Source organism: Microbacterium halimionae, assembly GCF_011761265.1.
Taxonomy (GTDB): domain Bacteria; phylum Actinomycetota; class Actinomycetes; order Actinomycetales; family Microbacteriaceae; genus Microbacterium; species Microbacterium halimionae.
The window spans coordinates 265,527-290,888 of record NZ_JAAOZB010000002.1; the positions used below are offsets into that span (position 1 = coordinate 265,527).

Annotated in this window: 27 protein-coding genes and 1 tRNA gene; 17 read left to right on the forward strand and 11 right to left on the reverse strand. The window is 60.7% G+C overall.

Features of this window, described 5'->3' with window-relative positions; all coding sequences use genetic code 11:
- Nucleotides 1–143 precede the first annotated feature (143 nt).
- The 4 genes from FHS06_RS09010 to FHS06_RS09025 are packed head-to-tail and all read left to right on the forward strand — an operon-like array spanning nucleotide 144 to nucleotide 3,753.
- Complete coding sequence (locus tag FHS06_RS09010) at nucleotides 144–746, forward strand: heme-binding beta-barrel domain-containing protein (protein WP_167048563.1); 603 nt, start codon at nucleotides 144–146, stop codon at nucleotides 744–746.
- Nucleotides 746–1,834, forward strand: a complete 1,089-nt coding sequence (gene ygfZ, locus FHS06_RS09015; RefSeq protein WP_167048565.1) for a CAF17-like 4Fe-4S cluster assembly/insertion protein YgfZ — start codon at nucleotides 746–748, stop codon at nucleotides 1,832–1,834. Before FHS06_RS09010 ends, ygfZ begins: the two co-directional genes overlap by 1 nt.
- Complete coding sequence (locus FHS06_RS09020) at nucleotides 1,831–2,943, forward strand: aromatic acid exporter family protein (RefSeq protein ID WP_182486479.1); 1,113 nt, start codon at nucleotides 1,831–1,833, stop codon at nucleotides 2,941–2,943. Before ygfZ ends, FHS06_RS09020 begins: the two co-directional genes overlap by 4 nt.
- Nucleotides 2,944–3,003: 60 nt before the next feature.
- The gene (locus tag FHS06_RS09025; protein ID WP_165141941.1) at nucleotides 3,004–3,753 is read left to right on the forward strand and encodes a phosphoglyceromutase; all 750 of its coding nucleotides are present in this window, start codon (nucleotides 3,004–3,006) and stop codon (nucleotides 3,751–3,753) included.
- Nucleotides 3,754–3,820: 67 nt separating this feature from the next.
- Here FHS06_RS09025 and phoU read toward each other — a convergent pair whose 3' ends face one another.
- Nucleotides 3,821–4,480: a phosphate signaling complex protein PhoU gene (gene phoU / locus FHS06_RS09030; RefSeq protein ID WP_167048567.1), complete on the reverse strand. Its 660-nt coding sequence runs from the start codon at nucleotides 4,478–4,480 to the stop codon at nucleotides 3,821–3,823.
- Between the two features lie 161 nt (nucleotides 4,481–4,641).
- Here phoU and FHS06_RS09035 point away from each other — a divergent pair, with 161 nt between their 5' ends.
- Together FHS06_RS09035 and FHS06_RS09040 are read left to right on the forward strand one after the other, a co-directional pair.
- Nucleotides 4,642–5,841: a sensor histidine kinase gene (locus FHS06_RS09035; protein WP_167048569.1), complete on the forward strand. Its 1,200-nt coding sequence runs from the start codon at nucleotides 4,642–4,644 to the stop codon at nucleotides 5,839–5,841.
- Entirely contained in the window at nucleotides 5,838–6,521 is a 684-nt protein-coding gene (locus tag FHS06_RS09040; protein ID WP_167048571.1) for a response regulator transcription factor, read from the forward strand. The genes FHS06_RS09035 and FHS06_RS09040 overlap by 4 nt, the downstream gene beginning before the upstream one ends.
- 57 nt (nucleotides 6,522–6,578) lie before the next feature.
- Here the strand turns inward: FHS06_RS09040 and FHS06_RS09045 are convergent, their stop codons facing one another.
- The gene (locus tag FHS06_RS09045; protein WP_167048573.1) at nucleotides 6,579–7,055 is read right to left on the reverse strand and encodes a DNA modification methylase; all 477 of its coding nucleotides are present in this window, start codon (nucleotides 7,053–7,055) and stop codon (nucleotides 6,579–6,581) included.
- A gap of 157 nt (nucleotides 7,056–7,212) precedes the next feature.
- Between FHS06_RS09045 and FHS06_RS09050 the strand changes: the two genes are divergently transcribed.
- Both FHS06_RS09050 and ispD read left to right on the forward strand, forming a co-directional pair.
- Nucleotides 7,213–7,695 (forward strand): CarD family transcriptional regulator, encoded by a 483-nt coding sequence (locus FHS06_RS09050; protein WP_165141951.1) that lies wholly within the window; start codon nucleotides 7,213–7,215, stop codon nucleotides 7,693–7,695.
- 29 nt (nucleotides 7,696–7,724) lie between these two features.
- Nucleotides 7,725–8,915, forward strand: coding sequence for a 2-C-methyl-D-erythritol 4-phosphate cytidylyltransferase (gene ispD / locus FHS06_RS09055; RefSeq protein WP_167048575.1), 1,191 nt, complete (start codon nucleotides 7,725–7,727; stop codon nucleotides 8,913–8,915).
- Nucleotides 8,916–8,918: 3 nt separating this feature from the next.
- On the opposite strand, the gene FHS06_RS09060 is transcribed toward ispD, so the two are convergent.
- Nucleotides 8,919–9,383: a GNAT family N-acetyltransferase gene (locus FHS06_RS09060; protein ID WP_310734791.1), complete on the reverse strand. Its 465-nt coding sequence runs from the start codon at nucleotides 9,381–9,383 to the stop codon at nucleotides 8,919–8,921.
- 81 nt (nucleotides 9,384–9,464) lie between these two features.
- On the opposite strand from FHS06_RS09060, the gene cysS reads away from it, so the two are divergent.
- The 3 genes from cysS to FHS06_RS09075 are packed head-to-tail and all read left to right on the forward strand — an operon-like array spanning nucleotide 9,465 to nucleotide 12,496.
- Nucleotides 9,465–10,865 carry a cysteine--tRNA ligase gene (cysS, locus tag FHS06_RS09065; protein WP_167048579.1) on the forward strand — a complete coding sequence of 467 codons (1,401 nt, stop codon included), beginning with the start codon at nucleotides 9,465–9,467 and terminating at the stop codon, nucleotides 10,863–10,865.
- Nucleotides 10,834–11,847, forward strand: a complete 1,014-nt coding sequence (gene rlmB, locus FHS06_RS09070) for a 23S rRNA (guanosine(2251)-2'-O)-methyltransferase RlmB (RefSeq protein ID WP_243845429.1) — start codon at nucleotides 10,834–10,836, stop codon at nucleotides 11,845–11,847. The genes cysS and rlmB overlap by 32 nt, the downstream gene beginning before the upstream one ends.
- A gap of 10 nt (nucleotides 11,848–11,857) precedes the next feature.
- Nucleotides 11,858–12,496, forward strand: a complete 639-nt coding sequence (locus FHS06_RS09075) for an NAD(P)-dependent oxidoreductase (RefSeq protein ID WP_167048581.1) — start codon at nucleotides 11,858–11,860, stop codon at nucleotides 12,494–12,496.
- Nucleotides 12,497–12,534: 38 nt separating this feature from the next.
- Here the strand turns inward: FHS06_RS09075 and FHS06_RS09080 are convergent, their stop codons facing one another.
- Both FHS06_RS09080 and FHS06_RS09085 read right to left on the reverse strand, forming a co-directional pair.
- Entirely contained in the window at nucleotides 12,535–13,845 is a 1,311-nt protein-coding gene (locus FHS06_RS09080; protein ID WP_167048583.1) for a DUF4032 domain-containing protein, read from the reverse strand.
- 94 nt (nucleotides 13,846–13,939) lie between these two features.
- On the reverse strand, nucleotides 13,940–15,043 hold the full coding sequence (locus tag FHS06_RS09085; protein ID WP_167048585.1) for an ABC transporter ATP-binding protein: 1,104 nt from the start codon (nucleotides 15,041–15,043) through the stop codon (nucleotides 13,940–13,942).
- A gap of 220 nt (nucleotides 15,044–15,263) precedes the next feature.
- On the opposite strand from FHS06_RS09085, the gene FHS06_RS09090 reads away from it, so the two are divergent.
- The 5 genes from FHS06_RS09090 (at nucleotide 15,264) to FHS06_RS09110 (ending at nucleotide 18,957) form a co-directional block, all read left to right on the forward strand.
- Complete coding sequence (locus FHS06_RS09090) at nucleotides 15,264–16,211, forward strand: DsbA family protein (protein ID WP_167048587.1); 948 nt, start codon at nucleotides 15,264–15,266, stop codon at nucleotides 16,209–16,211.
- A gap of 37 nt (nucleotides 16,212–16,248) precedes the next feature.
- A tRNA-Thr gene (locus FHS06_RS09095) sits at nucleotides 16,249–16,321 on the forward strand.
- 551 nt (nucleotides 16,322–16,872) lie between these two features.
- Nucleotides 16,873–17,457, forward strand: coding sequence for a hypothetical protein (locus FHS06_RS09100; RefSeq protein ID WP_167048589.1), 585 nt, complete (start codon nucleotides 16,873–16,875; stop codon nucleotides 17,455–17,457).
- Between the two features lie 706 nt (nucleotides 17,458–18,163).
- The gene (locus tag FHS06_RS09105) at nucleotides 18,164–18,652 is read left to right on the forward strand and encodes a Panacea domain-containing protein (protein ID WP_167048592.1); all 489 of its coding nucleotides are present in this window, start codon (nucleotides 18,164–18,166) and stop codon (nucleotides 18,650–18,652) included.
- Entirely contained in the window at nucleotides 18,649–18,957 is a 309-nt protein-coding gene (locus tag FHS06_RS09110) for a hypothetical protein (protein WP_167048594.1), read from the forward strand. Before FHS06_RS09105 ends, FHS06_RS09110 begins: the two co-directional genes overlap by 4 nt.
- Before the next feature lie 760 nt (nucleotides 18,958–19,717).
- On the opposite strand, the gene FHS06_RS09115 is transcribed toward FHS06_RS09110, so the two are convergent.
- Nucleotides 19,718–20,023: a hypothetical protein gene (locus tag FHS06_RS09115; RefSeq protein WP_167048596.1), complete on the reverse strand. Its 306-nt coding sequence runs from the start codon at nucleotides 20,021–20,023 to the stop codon at nucleotides 19,718–19,720.
- Nucleotides 20,024–20,358: 335 nt separating this feature from the next.
- Here FHS06_RS09115 and FHS06_RS09120 point away from each other — a divergent pair, with 335 nt between their 5' ends.
- The gene (locus FHS06_RS09120; protein ID WP_167048598.1) at nucleotides 20,359–20,637 is read left to right on the forward strand and encodes a hypothetical protein; all 279 of its coding nucleotides are present in this window, start codon (nucleotides 20,359–20,361) and stop codon (nucleotides 20,635–20,637) included.
- A 171-nt stretch (nucleotides 20,638–20,808) separates the two neighbouring features.
- Here FHS06_RS09120 and FHS06_RS09125 read toward each other — a convergent pair whose 3' ends face one another.
- From FHS06_RS09125 to FHS06_RS14350, 5 genes are all read right to left on the reverse strand, one after another.
- Complete coding sequence (locus FHS06_RS09125; protein WP_167048600.1) at nucleotides 20,809–21,561, reverse strand: hypothetical protein; 753 nt, start codon at nucleotides 21,559–21,561, stop codon at nucleotides 20,809–20,811.
- Between the two features lie 252 nt (nucleotides 21,562–21,813).
- The gene (locus tag FHS06_RS09130; protein ID WP_167048602.1) at nucleotides 21,814–22,221 is read right to left on the reverse strand and encodes a hypothetical protein; all 408 of its coding nucleotides are present in this window, start codon (nucleotides 22,219–22,221) and stop codon (nucleotides 21,814–21,816) included.
- A gap of 77 nt (nucleotides 22,222–22,298) precedes the next feature.
- Nucleotides 22,299–22,931 (reverse strand): hypothetical protein, encoded by a 633-nt coding sequence (locus tag FHS06_RS09135; protein ID WP_167048604.1) that lies wholly within the window; start codon nucleotides 22,929–22,931, stop codon nucleotides 22,299–22,301.
- Nucleotides 22,932–23,582: 651 nt separating this feature from the next.
- Complete coding sequence (locus FHS06_RS09140) at nucleotides 23,583–23,972, reverse strand: hypothetical protein (RefSeq protein WP_167048606.1); 390 nt, start codon at nucleotides 23,970–23,972, stop codon at nucleotides 23,583–23,585.
- A 9-nt stretch (nucleotides 23,973–23,981) separates the two neighbouring features.
- The gene (locus FHS06_RS14350) at nucleotides 23,982–25,172 is read right to left on the reverse strand and encodes a tyrosine-type recombinase/integrase (protein ID WP_167048608.1); all 1,191 of its coding nucleotides are present in this window, start codon (nucleotides 25,170–25,172) and stop codon (nucleotides 23,982–23,984) included.
- Between the last annotated feature and the right edge of the window lie 190 nt (nucleotides 25,173–25,362).

The window sequence follows — 25,362 nt, forward strand, 5'->3', positions numbered from 1 at the left end:
ATCGGTCTAGAATCGAAGCATGGACCTCGTCGCGCTCGAACTCTTCTTCGTGGGACTTCTGGGGCTTGCCTCGCTCGCGATCCTCTTCGTCTCTGGGGTCGTGATCAAGAACCTCTACCGCGGTCAGCGCTAGTGGCGACCTCGTGATCGATCTACCCACGGATCTACCCGCCGAACTAGTACCGCTGTCCTGGCTCATCGGAGTGTGGGAGGGCAGCGGTGTTATCGACTACGAAGCCGATGGCACGCACTATGCCGGCGAATTCGCTCATCGTGTGAGCTTTAGTCACGACGGTGGTTCTTACCTGAACTATTCGGCCTCGGCATGGCTTATTGGCGATGACGGCGAGCGAACCCCGCTGCTCGCAGAGATGGGATATTGGCGCCTCGGACGTGACGCGACGCCGTCAGATCCTGGCCCCGCACTTCTTCCGGCCAGCGCACCCGCTGTGGTGCGCACGGCTGATGACATCGAAAAGCTGCGCACGCCGGAGGGCGGGTTCGGTATCGAAGTCTCGCTCGTTCGCGCAGACGGAATGAGCGAGCTTTACATCGGTCATGTGAGCGGCCCGCGCATCGACATGGCAACGGATGCCGTAGTCCGCACCGCCGGAGCAAAACCCTATACGGCAGCGACCCGCATGTACGGTCTCGTCGATTCTCATCTGCTCTGGGCATGGGATATCGCCGCTCTGGGATCACCACTCGCTTCCCACGCCTCGGCTCGACTCGCGAAGGCGGAGTAATGAACGAACAATTCGCGGAACTTTCTGGCGTGGTTATTGACGAGATCGGTGTAGCGCACCTCGGGTCCCCGCTGCGGGAGCAGCGGTTGCTCGCCGACGGTAGTGCTGTTGTGCCGCTCTCGGGTCGATCGGTGCTCGCTGTGACAGGTGAGGACCGCCTCACATGGCTCGATTCCATTTCGTCACAGGCACTCGGCGTTTTGGCGCCGGACGGCAGCTCTGAGACCCTCATTCTTGGTCCGAACGGACACGTGGAGTACGCGGCATCCGTCTATGACGACGGTGAGACGACGTGGCTCATTGTCGACGCGCAGGGCGCTGAGGGACTGCTCACATGGCTTACCCGGATGCGATTCCGCCTACGGGTCGCACCGCGCGACGCTAGCGCGGAATATTCCGTTGTCGGCGGCACGCCAGAAGCTCTCGAAGCTGTCGCACCGAATGCTCCGATGTGGCGCGATGGGTGGCCAGATGTCGCCCCCGGCGGCCACGGCTACGCCGTTGTCGATAACCATCCCGGTTCGGAATACTCGTGGGCCGAGGCTCTGTTCAACCCGGATGAAATGTCGCAGCTCGCCCGTCGAGCGGCCGACGGAGAGATCGCGCTCGCGGGCTACATTGCGGCTGACGCACTGCGCCTCGCCGCGTGGCGGCCACGCCTTCGCGACATCGACGACCGCACTTTGCCCCACGAAGTCGATTGGCTTCGCACAGCTGTTCACCTCAGCAAGGGCTGCTACCGCGGTCAAGAAACCGTCGCGAAGGTGCACAACCTGGGGCATCCCCCACGGCGAATCGTGATGCTTCATCTTGACGGGAGCGACAGCGTGCTCCCGGCACGCGACGCCGAAGTATTCAACGGAGATACCTCCCTCGGAACCGTGTGGGCTGCGGCTTTGCACTACGAAGACGGGCCGATCGCACTCGCGATGCTCAAGCGCAATGCTCCGGTTGAGGGCGTTGTGCAGGTAGAGACTTCCGACGGGCGAATCGCCGCAACGATCGAAACCATCGTGCCGCCGGAGGCGGGAGCCGCAGCTAACGTGCCGCGTTTGCCGCGACTGTCGCGGCGCGCTGCGGTGCGGTGAGCGGCGACGACGACCCGTCACCGCTGACGGCGCCGATTCCTACCGGATGGCGCACACGTTGGGATGTTCGACCTCGACTTTCGCGCGTGCGCTGGTCGGCCGGCGCGATTCTTCAAATTGTCGTAGCTGTGACGGCTGCTGTCGCTGTCGCGCGGTGGGGCTTTGGGCACGCGACGCCCCTTCTCGCCGCGACCGTGACGATTTCGAGCCTCGGCCTTGTGCGAGACGCCCGCCCCATCCGAGTTCTCGAAACTGTTGCCGGGATGCTGGTGGGCATCCTGATCGCGGAGCTTCTTGTCATTACGCTCGGCATAGGGTGGTGGCAGCTCGCTCTTTCCCTGTCACTTGCGATGGCCGCGGCACGCTTTCTCGCGACGGCACCCGGCTTCACGATGGCCGCCGCAACTCAGGCTGCGATCGTCATGATCTTGCCGATCGACGTGCCCTTCGTGCGACTTCTTGATGGCGCCATCGGGGGAGCCGCCGCGCTCGCGGTCACCGCTCTTATTCCGCGCAACACCCGCCGAGCCGAACTCGCCGATGCCGACAGCGTCTTCTCGGGTTTTGACGACGCTGTGGCGACGGTGGTGCAGGCGTTACGCCGTGGCGATCGAATGCGCGCGGATCGAGCGCTCCAGAAAGCCCGCGCTTTGAGTACCCGCATCGATGCGTGGACGGCGTCGCTCGAATCTAGTCTCGCGATCGCACGTATCTCACCGATTCTGGCGCGCACCAAGCCGGAGCTTCTCCGCCATGAACGTGTGCGTTCCGCGATGGATCTTTCGGTACGAAACCTCCGAGTGATCGCGAGGCGTGCGCTCTATGTCGAAGACGACGGCGCCAAACGTCCACTCATCGCCGACGTTATCGCTGAAATTCAGCGTGGCGCGACGCTCATCCATCTCTCGCTTTCTGACATTTCCTACGAGCCATTGGCGCGCGAGTCGCTCCGCGCTGTTGCTGTGCGGCTTGATCCCGGAGCGATGCTGCCGGATGCTGCGCCGAGCGATCAGAACCTGATCCTTTCGCTCCGGCCCCTTGTGGTAGATCTCCTCACTGCCGCCGGTATGCCCGGGGAACAGGCGAGAAGCTCGGTACCACGACTCTGAGTCGGCGCACCCGGCACAGCGCGGCCTCGTCGGGGTAGGTCCGCTCGGTATCATTGGGGTATGACTGCGCCATACACGCTGATCCTCCTCCGCCACGGGCAGAGCGAATGGAACGAACTCAATCTCTTCACCGGGTGGGTGGATGTGCGACTCACCGAACAGGGGCGCGCCGAAGCCGCTCGCGGTGGCAAGCTCCTTGCCGAAGCGGGTCTTTTGCCTGACGTCCTGCACACCTCGGTGCTCAGCCGTGCGATCCAGACCGCGAATATCGCGCTCGATGCGGCCGACCGCCTCTGGATTCCCGTGAAGCGCTCCTGGCGCCTCAATGAGCGCCACTACGGTGCGCTCCAGGGCAAAGACAAGGCTCAGACGCTCGAAGAATTCGGTCAGGAGCAGTTCATGCTCTGGCGTCGTTCCTTCGACGTGCCGCCCCCCGAGCTCGCTGACGACAGCGAATTCAGCCAGATGAACGATCCTCGCTATGCCGGCATTGATGGTGACGTTCCCCGCACCGAATCGCTCAAGCTGGTCATCGATCGCATGCTCCCGTACTGGTCGAGTGAGATCGTTCCCGACCTCACGGCGGGCAAGACGGTACTCGTCACAGCTCACGGCAACTCACTGCGCGGTGTCGTGAAGCACCTCGAGGGCATCAGCGATGCTGATATTGCCGAGCTCAACATTCCCACCGGAATTCCGCTCGTCTATCGCCTCGACGCCGACCTCAAGCCGCTTGGCCCGGGCGAATACCTCGATCCCGAAGCCGCAGCCGCAGGTGCCGCGGCTGTCGCGTCGCAGGGCAAGAAGTAAGCCCAGCACGTACGAAGAAGGAGCGGATGCCACGTGGCATCCGCTCCTTCTTCGTTTATCTCAGCGCTTACGCGTCGTCTGCTACCGGCACCCAGTCACCGGTGGCGAGGTAGACGATCTTCTTCGACACCGACACCGCGTGGTCGCCGAAGCGCTCGAGGTAGCGGCTTGCGAGGGTCGCATCGACGGTGGCAGCAGCTTCGCCGCGCCATGAGTCGCTCAACACCTTCTCGAAGACGCTGATGTGAAGCTCGTCGAGCTTGTCGTCAGCGTTACGAATTTCTTCGGCGAGCTCGACGTCACGCGTACGAAGCAACTCGGCGAGCTTGTTTGCGAGCTCAACGTCAAGCTCACCCATCTTGGTGAACGTGCCCTTGAGGCCCTTCGGGATGGCCCGATCGGGGAAGCGCATACGCGTCAACTGTGCGATGTGCTCGGCGATGTCACCCATACGCTCGAGCGATGCGCTGATGCGCAATGCTGAGACGACAACGCGGAGGTCGCTTGCCACGGGCTGTTGGCGAGCGAGAATATCGATTGCGAGCTCATCGAGCGCAACCGTCTTCTCGTCGATCACAGGGTCATTTTCGATGACTTCTTCGGCGAGCGCTACATCACTCGTTCCGAATGATTGGGTCGCCTTGGCCATGGCTTCTGCCACAAGCTCAGCGATCTCAATGAGTCGATCTTGCACATCTGCCAGCGATTGCTGAAAAACCTCGCGCATCGACATTCCTTCCTGGCGGGGATAAGCGTTCGAACCGGCCTCGGCGATTCTCGCGAGTGAAGGTTAACGAACGGTGCCGCGAGAGTGAATAGTAGCTGGCCTGGGCGCATCTGCCTCAATCCGGTTCGGGAGCTATGTTCGGCGCCGTCTAATCTGGAGAAATGGAAACGACGCAGCTCGCGCTGCTCGCCCTGTTTCTCGGGGTGGCTATTGGCGGGTCCGCCGCGCTCGTTGTCGTGATTGCGTTTCGTGCGCGTGATCGACAGCTCGCCGAGGCATCCATTGACGTACCCGACGGGGTACGCGACGTTCTAGCGGGCATGGATGATGCGGCCATCGTGGTCGATGCATCCGGTACGGTCCGTGCAGCATCCGTTGCTGCGGGTGGCTTCGGGATGAACGTCGGCGAGGCGATCAGCGATGAGCAGCTGCGAACTCTCGCGCGTGCTGCGCGTGCAATCGATACCCCGGGGGCCGCAACGCTGACTCTCAAACGGGCGCTCGCTCCCGCCGAGCCGCGTCTCGTCTCTGCGCGGGCGATTGCGATTACGGGCCGACTCGTGCTCATCGTGGTGCGCGACATCACAGAGCGTGAACGCGTCGAACAGATGCGGCGTGACTTCGTCGCCAACACGAGCCACGAGCTCAAGACACCCGTCGGTGCTGTGAGCTTGTTGTCTGAGGCCATCGAATCTGCGGCCGATGATCCTGAGCAGGTGCGAATTTTCGCACGCCGGCTCAACGCGGAAGCTTCGCGGTTGTCGTCGTTGACATCTCGCATCATGAATCTCTCGCGACTTCAGGCGGCCGACGAACTCGCGAACGTGCGGGACGTATCTGTCGATGAGATCGTCACGGGCGCGATGGATGCCCACATGTTGCAGGCGGACGTTGCTGGGGTCGAGATTGCCCGTGGGGGCACGCGCGGGTTGTACGTGCGCGGTGACGCACAGATCCTCAGCGAAGCACTAGGAAACCTCGTCGCGAACGCAATTGCATACTCTCCGCGCTCTTCTCGAGTCGGGGTAGGCGTCAAGCTCGACGGCGATGCCGTCGAGATCTCAGTCACTGACCGGGGCATCGGCATGAGTGATGCCGAGCAAGAGCGGGTATTCGAACGCTTCTATCGTGCCGATCAAGCCCGCTCACGACGCACCGGCGGCACAGGGCTTGGGCTTTCGATCGTGAAGCACGCTGTGCAACGGCACGGCGGAGAGGTGCGACTCTGGTCGCGGCCAGGCAAGGGCTCGACCTTCACGATCAGCTTGCCGAGTGCAAAAACACCTGATGACATCCCGGAGCCGCGTAAGGCCCGGAAGAAGAAGACTAAAGTTCAGTCCACGAATGGAGCTTCATTATGACCCGCGTGCTCATTGTCGAGGACGAGCCGGATCTTGCCGATCCGCTCGCATATTTGTTGCGTCGCGAGGGCTTTGAAACCGAGATCGCGGAGGATGGCGCCGCAGCGCTTACAGCGTTCCGTGAGCGCGGCGCCGACATCGTCTTGCTCGATCTGATGCTCCCCGGTATGCCGGGCACTGAGGTGTGCCGACAACTGCGCACCACATCGAGCGTGCCTGTCATCATGCTGACCGCGAAGGACTCCGAAGTCGACATCGTCGTTGGGCTCGAGCTCGGAGCAGACGACTACGTGACGAAGCCCTACTCGGCGCGTGAGCTTCTCGCGCGCATGCGTGCGGTTCTGCGTCGGTTTGCAAGCGCTGATGCTGATCTTGATGAGCACGTGCTGAGCGGTGGCCGCGTGTCGCTGGATATCGACCGGCACACAGTCGCTGTCGGTGGCGGCGAGATCAGCATGCCTTTGAAAGAATTCGAACTCCTCGAAGTATTGATGCGTAATGCCGGCCGAGTGCTCACCCGCGGACAGCTCATCGATCGCGTGTGGGGGACTGACTACTTCGGCGACACGAAGACCCTCGACGTGCACATCAAACGCATTCGTTCGCGAATTGAAGAGCACCCGAGCCGACCGAGCATGCTCGTCACAGTGCGAGGGCTGGGCTACCGCTTCGAGGCGTGATGCAACGAAAAACCGCGGGGCGCATCGGCGCCCCGCGGTTTTTCGTTGACCCGTGGTTTACGGCACGAGGTCAGAAAGGTACGAAAGGTCGCCGTTGAGAACGGGGATGTCGACAGTGGCTCCGGTCGATGTGCCCGACTGGAACGTGATCGGAAGCGTCGCGCCAGCTGCCGTGTCGAGGTCGGTGAGTAGCAGTGGAGGAGTGTCTTCGTTGCCCAAGCTCACATTGGCGCCAGCGGGAATACGGAGCCGCTGGACGTTGGAACTCGCAGCGTCGCCGATGTCAAGCGTCACCGTCTGAGTTTCGTCTGACGTGTTGATGAGGGCTGCGACGAGGTTGCCCTCGGTGCCTTCTTCGTTCGTGACGATCAAGACGTTACGAATCTGGACCGGTCCGCTCTCGTTCGGAATGTTGATGCCATCCGAGGGCGAGTAGGGGACCGTCGTCGATACCGGCGTGATCAAGCTGCACCCGGTCGTTCCGACTAGGACAGCAGCGCTCACGACGAGCGACGCGATGAGGCGCGATTTCACGGTTCCTCCCACAGTGACTGAAAGCTTCTTTAGCATTCTATGGGGTAGCGCACGCACCCGCCGAGCGGCAGAAGGTACTCCGTGCCGGTCAGCGGCGGCATACCTTAGCGCACAAAGCCCTGTGGTATCCTTGAGGTTGCCGAAAGGACATAACTCCATGCTTTTTGAGGTTGGCGAAACAGTCGTTTACCCCCATCACGGGGCAGCAACCATTGCCGAAGTGAAGACCCGGACGGTCAGAGGCGAAGAGAAAATCTATCTCAAGCTCCGAGTCACCCAGGGCGATCTAACGATTGAGGTCCCGGCCGATAATGTCGATCTCGTCGGTGTACGAGATGTGATTGGCAAAGAAGGACTCGAGCGCGTTTTTGATGTTCTCCGCGCTCCCTTTACCGAAGAACCGACCAACTGGTCGCGTCGGTACAAGGCGAACTTGGAAAAACTCGCATCGGGCGATGTCATCAAAGTCAGCGAGGTCGTTCGTGACCTGTGGCGTCGAGACCAGGATCGTGGCCTGTCGGCGGGCGAGAAGCGCATGCTTGCAAAGGCGCGCCAGATCTTGATCTCTGAGCTTGCATTGGCTGAGAAGACCGACGAGGAGCGCGCTGGCGTTGTTCTCGACGAGGTGCTTGCGAGCTAGCGCTCGCTGCACAGCGAGAGACACCAGGGGTGGCAATTAGCCCCGTGCCACGAATAGCCGTGATCGTGGTCGCTGCGGGGTCGGGAACACGACTGTCAGCGGGCGCGCCCAAGGCTTTTGTAGGTCTTGATGAGCACACGATTCTTTGGCACGCCCTTCAGAGTGTGGTGCGTGCGCCCGCTGCGCAAGTCATCGTCGTCGCGCCCGCCGACCGAGTGGGTGACGCCCAGACCGACGTCCGCGAAGTGGCCGGCGACCGTGCCGATCTCATCTCTGTCGTTGCGGGCGGTGCGACGCGGCAGGCATCAGTCAATGCGGGTCGACTGGCCGTATGGCCCGACGTTGAAATCGTGCTCGTCCATGACGCTGCGCGCGCACTGACTCCACCTGAAGTGTTTGCTCGAGTGATCGGAGCGGTAGAGGGCGGAGCTGCGGCCGCGATACCGACGCTTCCTGTGATCGACACCATCAAGCGTGTTGACGGTGAACGCATCGTCGGGGTCGTAGACCGGTCAGAGTTGGCGGCAGCGCAAACACCTCAGGGGTTCGCGCGTCTCATCTTCGATGCCGCATACGAGTCATCTGATGTCGAGTTCACTGACGACGCCGCGCTGATCGCAGAATCCGGCCACGATGTCGTCTCGGTCGCTGGGGACACCCTGGCTTTTAAGATCACAACACCGCCTGATCTCGATCGAGCGCGACACCTTGTTTCACCCGCGCTGGCAGTACCAGCGCGGAGTTCCGCTGGACCGCGAATTGGCGTTGGTACCGACGTCCACGCCTTCGCGGGCGACGGCACGCTGTGGCTCGCAGGCCTCGAATGGCCGGGTGAGGCCCCGCTCTCGGGCCATTCCGACGGCGACGCTGTTGCGCACGCGATCGTTGACGCACTGCTCTCCGCCGCAGGGCTTGGCGATATCGGCACTCACTTCGGGGTAGACCGCCCCGAGTTCTCCGGTGCACACGCTGATGCATTCTTGGCACGTACTCGAGAGCTTCTGCTCGCCGAGGGATGGCGCATCGGCAACGTCTCGGTACAGGTTCAAGCGGTACGACCGAGATTTTCCGTGCGACGCGTTGAAGCTGAGGCAGCATTGTCAGCGGCACTGGGTGGCGCATCGGTTTCAGTCTCGGCGACAACCACCGATGGATTGGGGTTTACCGGCCGTGGCGAAGGTGTCGCTGCTACTGCTGTCGCATTCCTGCTACCTGCATAGCTCTCACAACTGCGCCGTCATGTAACGCGAATGCGGATCTTCGGCGTAGCCATCGAAGGGGCCGCATTCGATGAAGCCTTCGCTCGCGTAGAGCTTTGTCGCAGGCATGAACGCGGGTGCAGTTCCCGTTTCGAGCCACAGCGATGACATCCCCGCCTCTCTCGCGGCGGCAACGATGTGACGAAGCAATGCGCGTCCCACGCCGCTGCCGAGAAATCGGTCATCGACGCGCATGGACTTGATTTCGCCGCGATCTGCGTCGAGTGTCTTGAGCGCTCCGATTCCGGCAATTGAGTCATCGATCCACGCCGACCAGAAGGTGACGGCGGGATGCCGCAGCTGGTCGACGTCTAAGGCATGGCAACTGTCTGCGGGAGACGTCGCGTGCATCGACGCCAAATGGGAGCGAACGAGCGCGCGGACATCGTTGCCGGAAAGATCGTCGGTGCGGATCTCAATCTGTGACACGGTTCTCGCTGCTTTCTCCTGTGCTTTTCCATGCTGATGACTCATCAGCAACGGGCAGAGCGACGCCGGTAGGCTGGTGAAGTGACTCTCCGGCTATACGACACCAAGATGCGCTCGCTGCGCGATTTCGTGCCGCTCGAGGCTGACAGTGTTTCAGTTTATGTGTGCGGCGCGACCGTGCAGTCTGGCCCGCACATCGGGCATCTCCGCGCAGCACTCAGCTTCGACATCCTGCGCCGTTGGTTGCAGCGACGCTTCGAACGCGTCACCTTTGTGCGAAACGTCACAGACATTGATGACAAAGTCCTCGCGAACGCGACCGACAGTGAGCCGTGGTGGGCCCTCGCATATCGCGTGGAGCGTGAGTTTACGAGCGTCTACGACGCCATCGGCATCTTGCCTCCCACATACGAGCCCCGTGCGACGGGGAGCATTCCCCAGATGATCGAGCTCATCACCGAGCTGATCGAACGCGGCCACGCGTATGCGGCAGATGGCGACGTCTATTTCGACGTTGCATCGTGGCCGGCGTATGGCGAGCTCACTCGTCAATCCATCGATTCGATGGAACCCGCGGCCGATTCCGACCCGCGCTCGAAGCGTGACCCGCGTGACTTCGCGCTGTGGAAGGCTCGCAAAGACGGTGAACCCGCGGATGCCAGTTGGTCGGCGCCGTGGGGAGCCGGTCGGCCTGGTTGGCATATCGAATGCTCTGCGATGTCGCGGCGCTACCTTGGTGCGGAGTTCGACATTCACGGTGGCGGCTTGGATCTGAGATTCCCGCACCACGAAAATGAGCTTGCTCAGTCAACGGCCGCGGGTGACGGTTTCGCTCGGTATTGGGTCCACAACGGACTCGTCACCGTCGGTGATCAGAAGATGTCGAAGTCGCTCGGCAACTTCTTGCTCGCCGCTGATGTGTTGGACGAACGCGATCCTCTCGTCGTGCGATATGCGCTATCCGCAGCGCACTATCGGTCAAGCCTTGACCTCACAGCTTCATCTTTCGACGAAGCGGCTGTTGCACTCGAGCGCATCACGACCTTTGTGAAGCGCTCAGTCGCCGTGAGTGGGCAGGCTGCAGAAGTGCCGCTGCCACCGCTACCGATTGATTTCGAGCATGCGATGGATGACGATCTCAACGTTCCCGAAGCGCTCGCTGTGGTTCACCGGCGGGTTCGCGACGGCAATGCGGCGCTTGACGCGGGAGACAAAAACGCTGCCGCTGTGGCTGCGGCCGAAGTTACTGGCATGATGGGAACCTTGGGGATAGCTGTCGACAACGACAGCAGCGCGCGAACGGTTGCGGCTGAGGCATCCGCTCTTGACGTTTTGGTTCAGAGCATGATCGCTCAGCGTGCCGAGGCGCGCGCCGCAAAGGATTGGCCCGCTGCAGATCGCGTCAGAGACGCGATCGGTGCTGCGGGCATCGTTCTGGAGGACACTCCAGATGGAACTCATTGGAGTATTGATGGCCGGTAAGCCAGGGCGCCCAGGCGCCAGCAAGGGTAACAAGAAGGGCCCCACAAAGGGCGCGGGCGGCAAAAACAAGCGCTCGCTCGAAGGGCGTGGCCCGACACCCAAGGCCGAGGATCGTGCGTGGCATCCTGCGGGCAAGCGTAAAGCTGCCGCGGAGCGGTACGCGGCGGCCGGTGGTAAGAAGCCATCGTCTAGCCCCCAGAACTCACGCCCGCGTTCGGCGAAGCGCGACGACGACACCGAGATCGTGACGGGCCGCAACTCGGTTCTCGAGGCACTCCGCGCGAAGATCCCTGCGACTGCGTTCTACATTGCACAGCGCGTCGAAATGGACGATCGCGTCAAGGAGATGCTCTCGACCGCGACGCAGCGCGGCATCCCCGTCATGGAGGTCACCCGCCCCGAACTCGACCGCATGGCGGGCTTTGACGGTGTGCACCAGGGCGTCGCTATCAAGGTGCCCCCGTACGACTATCCGCACCCGCAGGACGTGCTTGAGAACATCATCGAAAGCGGCAAGGTGCCGCTCATGGTGGCGCTTGACGGCATCACCGATCCGCGAAACCTCGGCGCGATCATTCGGTCCACGGGCGCGTTCGGTGGACACGCCGTGATTCTTCCCCAGCGTCGCAGCGCGAGCGTGAACTCGGCAGCATGGAAGACCAGCGCCGGCGCCGTCGCACGCGTACCGGTGGCTCTTGCTCCGAACCTCACAGCCACGTTGAAAGAGCTGAAGAAGCAGGGCGTGTTTGTGCTCGGGCTCGACGGCGGTGGCGACGTGATGCTTCCCTCCATCGAGCTGGCTGATCGTCCCGTCGTGATTGTCGTCGGCAGTGAAGGTAAAGGCCTTTCTCGGCTCGTCGCTGAGACCTGCGACCAGATTGTTTCGATTCCGATCGAGGCGGCAACCGAATCACTGAATGCCGGTATTGCGGCATCCGTTGCGCTCTACCAGATCGCAACGTTCCGAACTGTCGCGAAGTAAGGGACAGGCCATGACACGTATCGCCGTCATCGGTGGCACCGGGTATGCCGGCCGCCACATCGTGAGTGAGGCCGTCGACCGTGGGCACACGGTCGTCTCCGTTGCGCGAAACATCGCAGCGGAACGCGTCGCTGGCGCAACGTACGTCGAGGGCACGCTTCTTGACGTTCCGAGGCTGATTGGCGAACTTGAAGGTGTTGAGGTCGTCGTGGTGAGTGTTCCCGCTCGCGGCGAGCTTGTCGGTGTGCTCAATGCCGCTGTAGCCGAGCTCGAAGTACACCTTGCTGCCGATGTACGTTTCGGTGTTGTCGGTGGGGCTGGCGGTAGCCTCGTTTCGGCGGATGGTCCGCGCCTTGTCGACACCGACTTTCCGGAAGATTTCAAGCCCGAAGCGCTCGAAGCAATCGCCGTTCTCGAACACTTGCAGGCGCTGGAATCGGCACGCGACTGGTTCTTCGTCCATCCGGCGGCCAGCTTCGGCTCGTTCAATCCGGGCGCACGAACCGGAAGCTACCGAGATGGCGGAGAAGTGCTCGTCGTCGACAAGTCCGGCAACTCATTCATCTCCGGCGAAGACCTTGCGGTGGCCGTCGTCGACGAAATCGAGTCACCGAAGCACTCTCGCGAACGCTTCACTGTCGGTTATTGAGCACCTTCGTCTACTGAACACCCTCGGTTGGAGCGTTCTCAGACGAGATCGCGCCAATCGATACTGTCTGCCTCATCGTCTTTTTCAAGCGGAGCATCTTCGCTGATGATCGACATCGAGACCGTCTCGGTGGGCGGACCCATCACTGTCGCTTCGTCTCGGCGGTATCGCAGTACGTTTTCTACATACGAGGTGAGAACCTCAGCGAGCGGCGCCGCTTTGCCGCGCTCTTGCGACATGTACCAGCGGTGCTCAAGTACCTGGTGAAAAACTTCGGCTGGTTCGAGCTTCGAACGGAGGTCGAACGGAATCGCTTTCACGACCGGCTCGAAAACACGGGTGAGCCACTCGTGTGCAACCATCTCTTCGTCGTCGCCCAGCCGTGAAATGCGCGCGCGGAACTCGTCGAGATCATTGAGTAGACGGCGAGCTTGGTTTTCTTCCACATCGAGACCCGTCAGCCGCAACAGGCGACGCTGGTGGTGACCTGCGTCAACAACCTTCGGCTGAATCGAGACCTTGGTGCCGTCGTTCCTGGTTTCGATCGACATCTCGCCGATGTCGAATCCCAATTCGTTGAGTCGCTGCACGCGCTCCGTGATGCGCCACGACTCGTTGGCGGCGAAGGTTTCCTGGTCGGTGAGTGCCGCCCACAGGGCGTGGTACGACGACATGATGCCGTCAGCTATCGCGACAGCATCAATGCCACCCTCTAGCCGTCCACCCGCTTCGAGGTCCATGATTTCGCCAGCGATATTCGTGCGCGCGACGTCGAGGTCGTGCATACGTTGACCCTGTGTGAGGCCGCCCTCGTGTAACTCGCCGGTTTCCGCGTCAACGAGATAGGCCGCGAAGCTACCGGCATCCCGTCGGAAGAGTGTGTTTGAGAGCGAAACGTCGCCCCAGAAGAACCCCACGTTGTGAAGCCGCACGAGAAGTAGCGCCAGCGCATCGACGAGTCGCGTGGCGGTGTGTGGGCGCAGCACCTGCGTGAACAGTGCTCGGTAGGGGAGCGAGAACCGAAGGTGAGCGGTGACGAGAGCGGCAGGGAGCGGCTCGCCGGCGGCGTCCGTGCGGCCACCGATCACCGCGAAGCGATCGACGCATGGCACCGCAAGGCGCGTGAGGTTGCCGAGCATGTCGTACTCGCGCCGTGCCATCTCGGCCGTCGTCTCTTTGATCGCCACGACTCGGCCTGAGAGGTTCGCAAACCGCACCAGGTGACGAGAAAGGCCTTTCGGGAGATACACGATTGCAGAACTCGGCCACTCAGCAAGCGGCGTCGCCCAGGGGAGTGAGAGCAGCCCGGGATCGATTGAACTCGCCGTGATCGTCAACGACTTCGCCATGTGTTCTCCTTTACGTAACGCGCGGCGCGGGGATCAAAGACCCGCCGCGCCGCGCGTGGAGTAAATGCCCGGCCGTGGCCGGACTGCAACGTGCTTAGGCCGACGCGATAGCGCGGTCGGTGAGGCGTTCGCCCGACTCGAGGTCGAACACGTGCATGTGTCCCGGAACCGGGGTGAGAACAACCGTCTCGCCGCTGTTCGGGTGGTTGCGACCGTCAACGCGAGCAACGACGTCTGTGCGCTTGCCGTTGATGTCGGTGTGGCCATAGAGGTAGCCGTCGGCGCCGAGTTCTTCAACCAGGTCGATCGTCACCGAGAGACCCTCGCTGCCGGCCGGGTTGAGCTCGATGTCTTCGGGGCGAATACCCACGGTCACTCCAGAGCTCGATGCGCGGCCGATGACGTCTGCCTCGATCGGTACGACGAGGCTACCGAAGGTCACGCCGCCTTCTGCGAGGTTGGCGGGGAAGAGGTTCATGGCAGGCGAACCGATGAAGCCAGCAACGAAGGTGTTGCGGGGCTTCTCGTACAGGTCACGCGGGGTGCCGACCTGCTGCAGGATGCCGTCCTTCAGAACCGCGATACGGTCACCCATCGTGAGCGCCTCTGTCTGGTCGTGCGTCACGTAGACAGTGGTGACACCGAGGCGACGCTGCAGCGAAGCGATCTGGGTACGAGTCTGCACACGGAGCTTCGCGTCGAGGTTCGACAGCGGCTCATCCATGAGGAAGACCTGGGGCTGACGGACGATTGCTCGGCCCATGGCAACGCGCTGACGCTGACCACCGGAAAGTGCCTTCGGCTTACGGGTGAGGTACTCCTCGAGGTCAAGAAGCTTTGCGGCCTCGAGAACGCGAGTGGCACGCTCGTCTTTGCCGATGCCAGCGATCTTGAGCGCGAAGCCCATGTTCTCAGCAACAGTCATGTGGGGGTACAGCGCGTAGTTCTGGAAAACCATCGCAATGTCGCGGTCTTTCGGCGGAACGTCTGTGACGTCGCGGTCGCCGATGCGGATGTGGCCCGAGTTGACTTCTTCGAGGCCGGCCAGCATTCGCAGCGAGGTGGACTTTCCGCAACCGGAGGGTCCGACGAGAACGAGGAATTCTCCGTCGCTCACTTCGAGGTTGAGCTTGTCGACTGCGGGGCGGGTTCCGCCCGGGTAAAGCCGAGTTGCATTGTCAAACGTCACTGACGCCATTTTTTCTTCTCCTTCACCGGCAGGTACGTGCCGGACGATCCGTTGTGAGGATTTAACGGGTGTTGCCCGTACGCCCATCATCGGGCGCATCCTCAGTATGTCACGTGAGTTATGGTCGCGTCTGGGCTTTTCTCAGCCTCTCTGGCTACCATCTACAAGGTCGCGTCTCCCTGCGCGGCATGCCGGCACCGCCGGCTCTCCGCTTGCTTTCCGAGGTTTCATGTCCAGCGACGACCCATCGAACGTGCCCGAAGCACGTGATCGGCGCGATGCCGTTCGCGAAAAAGCTGCACAGGTGCACGCGAAACAATCACGCGCGCGCAAAATCCGCTTCAGCATCCTCGCGGTCAGCGCGGTTGTGGTTGTGGCGCTTGTTGCCGGCGGCGTGACATGGGCCGTCGTTTCGAACGCATCGCAGCCCCAGCTTCAGCCGCAGAACACCAACGATGGCTTCGTCATCACCGAGGTTTCAGGCGTTGCCGGAGCGGCACAGTCGGTTCCGGACCCGGGCGAAACTGAGCAGGCTGACGACGAACCGACTCCGAAGGTCAGCACCGCAGTAGACGAGGTCGAAATTCGTGTCTACATCGACTATTTGTCGACGGGCGCGAGGGACTTCGAGCTGGCAAACGCCCAGCAACTGTCGACCTGGGTGTCGAATGACGTCGCAACTTTGACGTATTACCCCGTCGCGATGCTGACGGCGAAGTCGAACGGAACGAAATATTCGCTTCGCGCAGCGAGCGCTGTCGCCTGCGTCGCCACTTACTCGCCCGAAGCAGTTTTTGCTTTCAACCACAATGTCCTGGATAAGCAGCCAGCTGAGGCGACCGATGGGCTGAGCGATAGCGATTTGGCAGACATCGCGCAGGCATCAGGAGTCACGAGCCCGAAGCTTGTTCGCTCGTGCATCGAAGATGAAAAGTTCGTGTCATGGGCTCGAGGCGCAACGGATCGTGCGCTCGAAGGCATTCCTGACACTGATTCTGAGACGCTGACGGGCACGCCAACAATTCTGGTGAACGGCGAGCCCTACCTCGGATCACTCACCGATCCAAAGGAATTCTCGCAATTCGTCTTGACTGTCGCGAGCGATTCTTACTACACCACACCGTCTCCGACGCCGTCACCCACATCGGGTTCGGCGACACCCACCCCCACGCCGTAACGGTCTGGGTCCGGCGCCTAGTAGACTTAGTCGCCTTGCCGGCTTGGCGCAATTGGTAGCGCACCTAACTTGTAATTAGGGGGTTGCAGGTTCAAGTCCTGTAGCCGGCACAAGAAGGAAATAGCAGATCAGCGTACATAATCTCGCGATTTTTTCAATCGCCACGATTGCTACGTGCAGCGCCGCATGCAACTAGCGTGCAACCGGGACGAGTGTTCCCGCTCGATCGACTTCAACTAATTTCCCCAGATATGGTCCAAAATTTCTCTATTCAGCGACTTCAATGAAGTCTTGTCACCTTTCATCGAGTTTTTGAGGTCGCCAACTTTGCATCGCCGCCAGTCTGCAGAGATTGTTCTGATATTGAGTTGGCGTTGAAGTTCCTTTGCAGTGGCTAGAGGGGCCTAGGTCATTTTTTGGATCTCCAAGCTGGACCGCTCAAGCTCTGAACCCGACGTCTCGCAGGGCAATCAGTCACGTCTCACTTGTTTTCGGTCTGTTGGGTCCGCGGTAGACATCGGCTTGTTTTATATCGCGGTTGGTTGGTGGGGGGGAACAGTCCTCGATGAAAAGAGGTTTCGACGCGCACCGGGTGGAGAACTGTTGACATGCTTGCGGGCTCATCTATGATCAACTCACGCCGCTCGAAAGGACCCGAACTGTGACATCCCGCCCCGAACTTCAACGCGACGTTGAGGATGCAAAGAGCGCGACCTTCGATGCTTGGGGTGAGTACATCGGCGCGCAGGTCGATGAAATTGAGCGCTTTCTCACACTCCAAGCGAGACTGACTGTGGTCGAGCAGGATTCGGTTTCCGCTCAGACGGATCTTGCTGAATTGAAAAAGTCCGTCGAAGCGGCAATTTTGCAATGCGTCGATGGTGCGAAGAAATATTTGAAGGAGCTAAGCCGAGAGGCCGTCTTGGCTGGGTGGGAACCGGATCGGGACAAGTCCTGGCGATATGTGTTTGAGCCGTTCGCCGCCACTTTTGTTAGCGCCGGCTATGAGCCTTTCTCCGGTGCAGGGATCATGCTCACGCTGAGATCGAAGCCTGTCGAGGAATGGAAGTATTACCGAGAAAATCCATATCACTCGACGAGTCGTGAGGTTGAGAACGTTCCGGTTCCTCCGGCGTGGAAAGGCTACATGGCGACGATGCCTGCTCTTTCTAGCACCTTGCGAAAACTCGACGCTTGGGAAAGTCAAGAGCGGCGCAATCGGATCGCCGATGCATGGGGAAGCTGAAGCCGTTCCGTTACAGCAGTAGATAATCGAGATGTGAGCATCTGAGCGTCGACCGGCGAGGTCGATTTTTAGGACGTCAGTAGAAGCAGACTCGCAGTTCGACTGCGTTCTAGCACTCGAACCATTGCTAGATGATGGCAGAGGGAGTCCGCTAGAAGCTTGCGAGAGCAGTCCTCAAGAGAGAAGCGGTTTTTTCTTCTACGTCGTTTCTTTCGCGAGCGGTTGCAACAGGACGGCAATATTTGGACGCTCGGTCGCCAATTCACTATGGAAGATGTCCAGGCCAAGCGGCGAAGCGGCATCGCATGGGAGAAGATCGGAGCTGCAGAGCACGAGTCGACGACGTCTGGGGTCATGTCGATACGAGGTAGGTCAGCGAATGGTTTGTGACGCAGAGCTGATCGGGTGTGAGCTAGGGCGGATGGCAGACGCACTTACAGGATTTGATTTTGGTGTCTACCCTGTTCGCAACTATTGTCGGCGCTGGCGTGGCGACTGGAACGGCACTGTGGCTCGCATGGCGCGAGCGGCCAGCTCCGGTTTGGCGAGTTGAGGCGAAGTTGAATGACCTCGTCCGCATGCGAACTAGCGAACGGCGCGCTGGAGCAGGGATAGCGTGTGCTGGCTGGCTAGCTAGCTGCTCTATCTCCCAGGAATGTCGTAGAGCTGCGATACCGTTCACTCAAGAGATGACAGGAGAAAGCTGATGCCGTACAGCCCGATAAACGTCAGCAACAACATCCTGAAACGTGCGTTTCAGGAAAAGGTGGATGTTTCGCCGATGAAACTTCAGAAGCTCCTTTTCTTCGTGGCAAGTGAGTACGCGAAGCGGACAGGCAAGCCGATGATCGATGGGAATTTCCAGGCCTGGCAATATGGGCCCGTCGTTCGAAGTGTCTACGATGAGTTTCGTTCGTTCGGGGGTCGTGCTATTCGCTCTTACGGCAAAGACGCGGAGGGCAAGTCCTACCAGATCAAAGAAGCATCTGATCCGGCGCTGCACGAATCGCTAGACGTGGTGTGGAACGCTGCGAAGAATTATTCTGCGGTGGCGCTGTCGCGAATCACACACATTCAAGGTTCCGCCTGGGCAAACTCTTTCTCCAAAAGCACCTTCATCCCCGAGGAAGCTCTTAAAGCTGACCAAACTTATCGGTCAGAACTGGGGCTTCCTGAGATCAGGAACCCCAGGTGAGCGCGTCTGATATACCTGACGACGTGCAGGAAGATGTGCCGCCGAATCCAGCGTCGGGCTGGCTTGAGAGAGTAAATGACCCGGACGGCGCACATCGTCGAAGGATGGCCTCGTCGAAGCTTGGTTTCGGCATCTTTTTGATCAGTGCAACGCTCGTCGCAATCATCGGTCTAAGCGTCCTGCAGTTCTTAGTAAGCGGGGTGGCGGGAGTGACTATGAATGGTGCGATCGACACGCTCAAGCTCATTGCAACCACAGCTCTCGGCTTCGTCTTCGCCCGGAGCGTTGGTCGGGGCGAAGAATAGCTCTCTCTGTTCCAGCTCCGGTTCTTCCTGAGACCAAACACGCCGTTGAGGCCTCGCGGCTGAGGCACTGCGCTGGGGCGTTGATAGCGGGAATCTTTGTCTCGAAGTGGAAACGTAAGAGCAATGACATGACACGGCTTTCGTCCCCGTGATCGATTCAACGCTGAACGTGAATACGGGCGCTCTAAACGTCTTAGCGAGCGCAGCGCCGTTCTCGTCAATTCTGTAGTCGATTCCACCGATCGAGTTCCTTGCCCAAGTCGGTCACGTTGAAACTCACCACGTGATCGCTGTACGTGGGTTTGGTTGAGTCCGAAAGATCGCGGCACTTTCGGCAAGTGTTGAATCGGAAACCCATGTCGCTTGTGAGTAGCGGCGCACCGTAGGACTTCTCGGGCCAGACGAACCCGCACGGCGCAATGTAGGTAGCGGGTCCGCGGCGGCCCGACACGACTTTGGCGAACATCTCACGAACCAGGTGGCTCTTGCGCGGCCCAACGAAATTTGGAAGAAGAAGACCTTCTCGCCTGCTCATCCAAACCTCGAATCCACTTTCAAGGCGTTCTCTCGCGCCCTCATATTGATCGTGCATTGGCACCCCGCGTCACGCCTTCTGGGTTGGAACTTCTTCGCCGCATTCCGGACAGAAGTTTCGCTCGGTAGTTTCGCCGAAAGTAAGTGCGACTGAAAACACGTGACCTTTGGGCTTGCACTCCAGAGTGACCATGCCGCTGACCGTACCGCGTTGCAGGCCGCACGGCTAGGCCGTTTTACTTACCGCAGTGCGCCACACCACTGGTTGCATGCCTCCGTCGTTGACCAGCTCAACGATGACAACTTGGTCATTCCATCCGACCGCCAATGCGTCGCATCGCCGTGCCGGGCCCACGTTGAATTGCACCCAAACGCGCACTGCAGGGCGATCGTTGTTGGCAGCATATTCGAGTGGCTGCGGCCCCCATGCTTGCTGCGGAAGCGTTACTGGTCGCGGGTTTCGCATGGATTGTTCCCATTGTGCGCGCATGCGTTCGAGCGATTGCTCGCGGTAGCGATTCTGTTGCGTCACGAACGCACAATAGGCAGGCACCGCCGACATTGGTGATTTAGCCGAGTACAGCCATTTCGCAGTTTCGACACCACCAGGCCGGGCTCTTCGGCATCGTCCTGGTGCCGCACGCTGGGCAGTCTGGGTCGGTCGCGGGAATATCGTCGTCGTCCATAGTGGCGAGGGTAGTTCAGCCGAAAACGTGCCGCCGAGACTGTCCACAGGTCCGCAAATCGGAGTGCCGTTATCGACGCGTTGACCGCAGCGTGGGCCGTATGGTTGCGCTCGTGTAGATCGCACATCACGGCCAGGGGTGGCAGCGCCAGGGCGTACTCACACAAACGAATGGAACGATCATGCAGGAACCTACAGCGGACTTCAGCCGAGGCGACGAGAACGAACTCCTCGGGCGACACGTTTTCGCCCTTGGAACCGAGCTGCTTACGGTCGTCTGGTCAGACGGTCGGGTAGACGGGACGCTCGTTCAAGAGGTCGATCAGAACGCTAGCCCCGATGAGCTGCGAAGCATCGCTGACTTGTGGGAGTCATTTCCCGCGTGGCTGAGAGAGCGTGCTGCGGAGTTGGAGGAGTCCGGACGTGAACAGTCGAGGGTTGTGGCCTCCTCGGCCAGCTAAGCCAGCGCTCGGACCCGCGTCGCGATGATCTGAATGCCGAAGTCAGCGCGACCGTCTGAAGCTTCGCGCTGATCGTGCCGAAGTCAGATTCGTCGCTGCGACCAGGCGATGTAGAGCGCAGCAGTGCCCCCAGAAGCAAAGGCTGGGGGCACTGCTGCGGCTGTATGTTGCTTACGCCGACTGTCGAGCTGTTTCCGCTGGGCTCAAGCCCTTTAGCTGGGACTCGGCCCTATTCCCGACTAGACGCGCTGTGACAGCGGCTGTGAGCTGGTTGAAGGTTCGGTTTGCGGCGATCGCGCTGAGACCTTCCCACCACGCTACGGCCGCGACCAGATAGACGTCGATCTGCACGGAGAGCCGGAGTGCTGCAGCAAGTGCAGGGTCGGCGGACAGCTCAGCTAGGCGTAGCGCCGCCATCGCGTGCAGCTGCTCGACAGCCGCAGCCACTGGGTCGCCGGTCTGATCGGAGCGCACATCGACGAGCTTGGCGGGGTCGCGCTGAGCCTGCAGCCAGTGAACTCCGTATTCCTCAACGGCGAGTGTCATCGACTCATCAGCGCGGGAGAGGATATGCGCAAGGCTGTGGCCCTGATCAAGGTACATTGTTGCGGCCTGCCAACCGCTCTGTGCTCTGGCGTAGTCGCTGATGCGTGGGCGCTCCTGCTCGACGACGCTGCGAATCAGTGCGGCTGCGCTTTCTGCAGCTGCTCGTAGTCTGTTTTGCTCCTGCCCCGCTGCCTCCTGAGCACGAGCCACGCGGCGTTCGCGCTCGGAGCGCAGTTCGCTGGGGAGCAACTGTGCGTTTTCGTAGGACTTCGCGGACATCACCTCGCCGTTGAACTTCATATAGGCAGTGGATGCCACGTTGGGTGCTTCGCGCAGGGTTTCCTCGGTGCTGCTGATCATGCTGGAAGAGATAGTCATGGTGTTCCTTTCATTGGGTTGAGTGAGTCCCGCTGGCATTTGACGCACGGCAGCGGGTACTCGGGGTGTTGGGTGCACGCCGTTCCCGGCCAGTAGCCGAGTCGTGGCGTACCCAGGGGCTGTCCGCCGCTGTGCGCGGCGAACACGTTTACGTCGGGCAAGAAGCGGGGGAGAGGAGTGTTCGGCTGCGAGCGCGCCGTCTGCGGTTTCTCGTGTCTGCAGCGTTCTTGAAAGCGCTCCCCAATGCACCGGTCACAGGGCACGTCGCGCCTCCAGCTCTTCAACGGGCACATAGGTGTCGGGGCTATTGCGTAGCTGCACTTCGATGCTCTGCAGCAAGCTCACGCCCTCACGCTCCGCGCCGCTGGGGTTAGCGCGGTAGAGGTTGAGAAGCTTCGCGCGGCGGTCCATGATTTTCAGAACGCTGTCGATCGCTTTCACATCTCCATTGACAGCGCGGCGGTACACGCTCACGCTCATCTCGTCGAGGCGTTGCAGCTCAAGCTCCAAGAATTCCCGGGCAAGCTCGCGGCGCTGCTGGTCGAGCGCCCTATTCACTGCGCTCCACGCTCCACGTTTAGATGCGTAGCCCAGGCGGTCAGCGATGGTCTGGTAAGTGCATCCAGCAGCACGCAGCTTCAACGCTTGCACTTGCCTCATCTTCGCTTCGAACGTTCGTCCGCGTCCGCGCCCGCTTTTTGCGGAAGTTACCTTTCCTGGTGTCCTACTCGCGACGCTCATATGGATTCCCGTTCGCGTCGAGCTTCTTCAAGAGCTGGCAGCAACTCATCAGGCACGCTTCCGAATCCGCGTGCCGCTGCGTCGACCGCGGAGCGTTCGGAGCCGGTGAGCTGCGTCAGAGTTCTTGGTGTTGCGCGTTGCTCGTTCTGTGAGGGCGTGTGGTTCGCGTTTTGCTTTTCGGCCGCTCGGCGATCCTGACCACATGGACGGCATGGCTGATCGTGTTCCCAGGTCTGATGGCGTGTGCAAGATCGGGTCGGGGGAGCGCTCTCCTCCTTTTTTGTTCCTGACTCTTCCTTGGGGTACGTCTGAGACGTACCCATTTCGACGGCTGAGACGTACTCATCGGACGGCTGAGACGTACTCATTGACTCAGCGATGGGTACGGCTGAAACGTACCCATCGATGCGCTGCTCGGTTACTCGCTTCGTGAAGACATATTCGTTCGACAAGCCAGGGCGAGCTGAGCGGTAAAGCTCGATCGCACCCGCCGAAATGAGCTTCTGGCTTGCCTCGCGCGCCTGTCGCCAGCCCCGCTCGTTGCCGTCGTAGCCGAGAGCTGCCGCGTTGCTGTCGCGCCCCCGCCAATAGCGCGGAGGGTTCGCATCGTCGAGTGCGGTTACAGCCATATGAACGAGAAGCCGAGTGGGAGCATGACCCAGCTGTGCTTCCCTCGCGAACTGCAGCGCCTTTCTCACTAGATTCGCTCCCACTTAGCCTGCTCCTCGATGGTGAGCGGGGCTGCGAGCGAAGTGAGCGCAGCGGCAGCGCGCTGTGAAGCGCAGCCTGAGGTTGAGTCGACACGATGCGACGTCAGCCAGGTGGGTACGGCACTCGGCACCGAGTGCGCCGAGTGAACGCGAGTGTCGGCGGATTCAGCTACCGTGTTTGTGGAAGTTCTGCGACTGATCGCAGCGGACGCCCCGAGTCCCAAGCTCGGGGCGTTCTGCTTTCCAGTCACTTCGCTGAGCTGATCGGGCGCACTGGGCGAGCCTCGAATGAATTGAGGTCGATTCGTATCAGTCGAGAGCTGATCCGCTCGGCGTATACATCGCCCCGGCCAACCATCCTTCGAATGGTGTCGTAGCTAACGTCGTAGTGCTCTGCAACTTGTGCGATCGTGACCCAGGTGCGTCGGGGCCAATCCGCGGTAGTGGTAGACAAGAAAACCTCCCGGAGGGGATGCGAATTAACGCCCTCTTCCGGGAGGTGCTTAAACGAGCGGCAGACGTTGCGGCTGATGCGGCAAAACGGTCTATGCGGTTGCTCTGCGTCTAATGCTACATCCTGCCGCCCCGTGCCCAGTAATGCCGAACTGCCCGCACTTCTGCGAGGGTCCACATCGACTTCGTGAGGCTCGCTCGATTGAGGAACTCATGCAGAGAGGCATAGCGGAACGAGATTGGCTTGCGGTTTCGCGGTGAATGCGCCGTGCATACGATTTCGCGATTTTCGAACCATTTTCCGGTGGGCTTTTCAGTGGCGGCGTCCATCGCAGCCCCATGGGTCGAGGCTTCTAGCCCGTCTAAGTATCCAGCGGTAATCCATTCGCCATCCACCATTCCTGATCGCTCGAACTTAGCGACGAGCCTGGGCTGGTCGTCGTGGGCGTCGCAGTAGATGGAGATGGCATCGCTTTGTCCCGGGCTGGCATCAGGTGCTGATATCAAAGATGGCTCCTAAGCGTTCAGGTGAGTCAGGTTTGTTCGCGTCGAGCCGGGAAGAGGCATGAGGTCGGTTAGCTCCTGCATGCGCTCGTCAGCGGTGTGCTGGTAGGCCATCGCGGCGACAGTAGTGCTGTGCCCAAGAAGTCGCATGGTCTCGCGCAGTGTTGCGCCGGACTGCGCGAAAGTTGTACCCGCGAACGCTCGCAGGTCATGCTCGCGAACAACGTCCCGAACACCAGCCGCATCACGTGCTTTGTTCCACATTGCATTGAACTCTCCGTCACGCATAAATTCTGCGGGATCGACTCGGCGCGGGAACAATAGTGCGTCTGGAAACGGGCCGACGTGCGTGGATAGGTGGCGCTGGACATGCTCGGTGAGCGACAAGGGGAGTGGAACGAGACGGACCCCTTCAGCTGTTTTGGGCGGGCCTACGTGCCAGCCGTGCCCGTCGAGATACTGTGCGGTGCGTTCAACGTTAACGAGCACGCGCCCTTCCACGATTGTGAGATCGCGACGACGCAGCGCTCGCCACTCGGAGAGGCGCAGTCCGCCGTAGGCGGCGAGATAGATGGCGAGCTGAATCCTCGACGGCAGGTTCTCCAGAAGGGTGTGCAACTCGTTAAGTGTTGGCGGGCGATGCTTGCGGCCCGTCATGCTTCGCGTCAAGCCCACATCGACCGGGTTTCGGTCAATAATTCCATCGAGGATCGCGGTGTTGAGGATCGCACGCAGCAAGCGAGCGTCGACGCCAGCGGACGTTCTAGCGTGCTGCAGCCGCTTGCTGTGCCATTCCCGCACACGCGCGGGTGTGATTGCGCTGAGGCGATCATCAGCGAACTCAGCGAGCGTCGTGCTCAAGCGCTGCTCATACTGAATGCGTGTCGACGGACGGAGCGGCTCGCCCTTGCTGTTAACCCGCTGGAGCAGCCATGTATGCGCGTAGGTGCTGAACTTCTCAGCTCTTGCCCGCTTCTCGTGCTCGATTGCCTCGGCTTGCTGGTCTTGAGGTGACTTCCAAGCGCCACGCTGAATTTCAAGGCGGCGTTCAGTGAGCCAGACGCGCGCGTCGGCCTTGGTGTCGAAGGTGTAGGGGCCGTTGTATCGCGCAAGGTCAGGAGCGATATAGCTTGCTTGGTATCGACCGCTGGGGAGCTTGCGAATCGCGCCCCAACTTTCGGGTCGCGGCTTAGATCGTGCCACTGGGTATCCCTTCGTGCAATGTGCGTGCAACTAAATGTGCATAGTTGTGCATATCTGAGCGTACTAAATTAGGTACGGAGGCACTGCGCAAGCCCGTTAGAACAGCGTATTTCCGCAGCGCCGATATCGTATGCAACAATGTGTAGCACCTAACTTGTAATTAGGGGGTTGCAGGTTCAAGTCCTGTAGC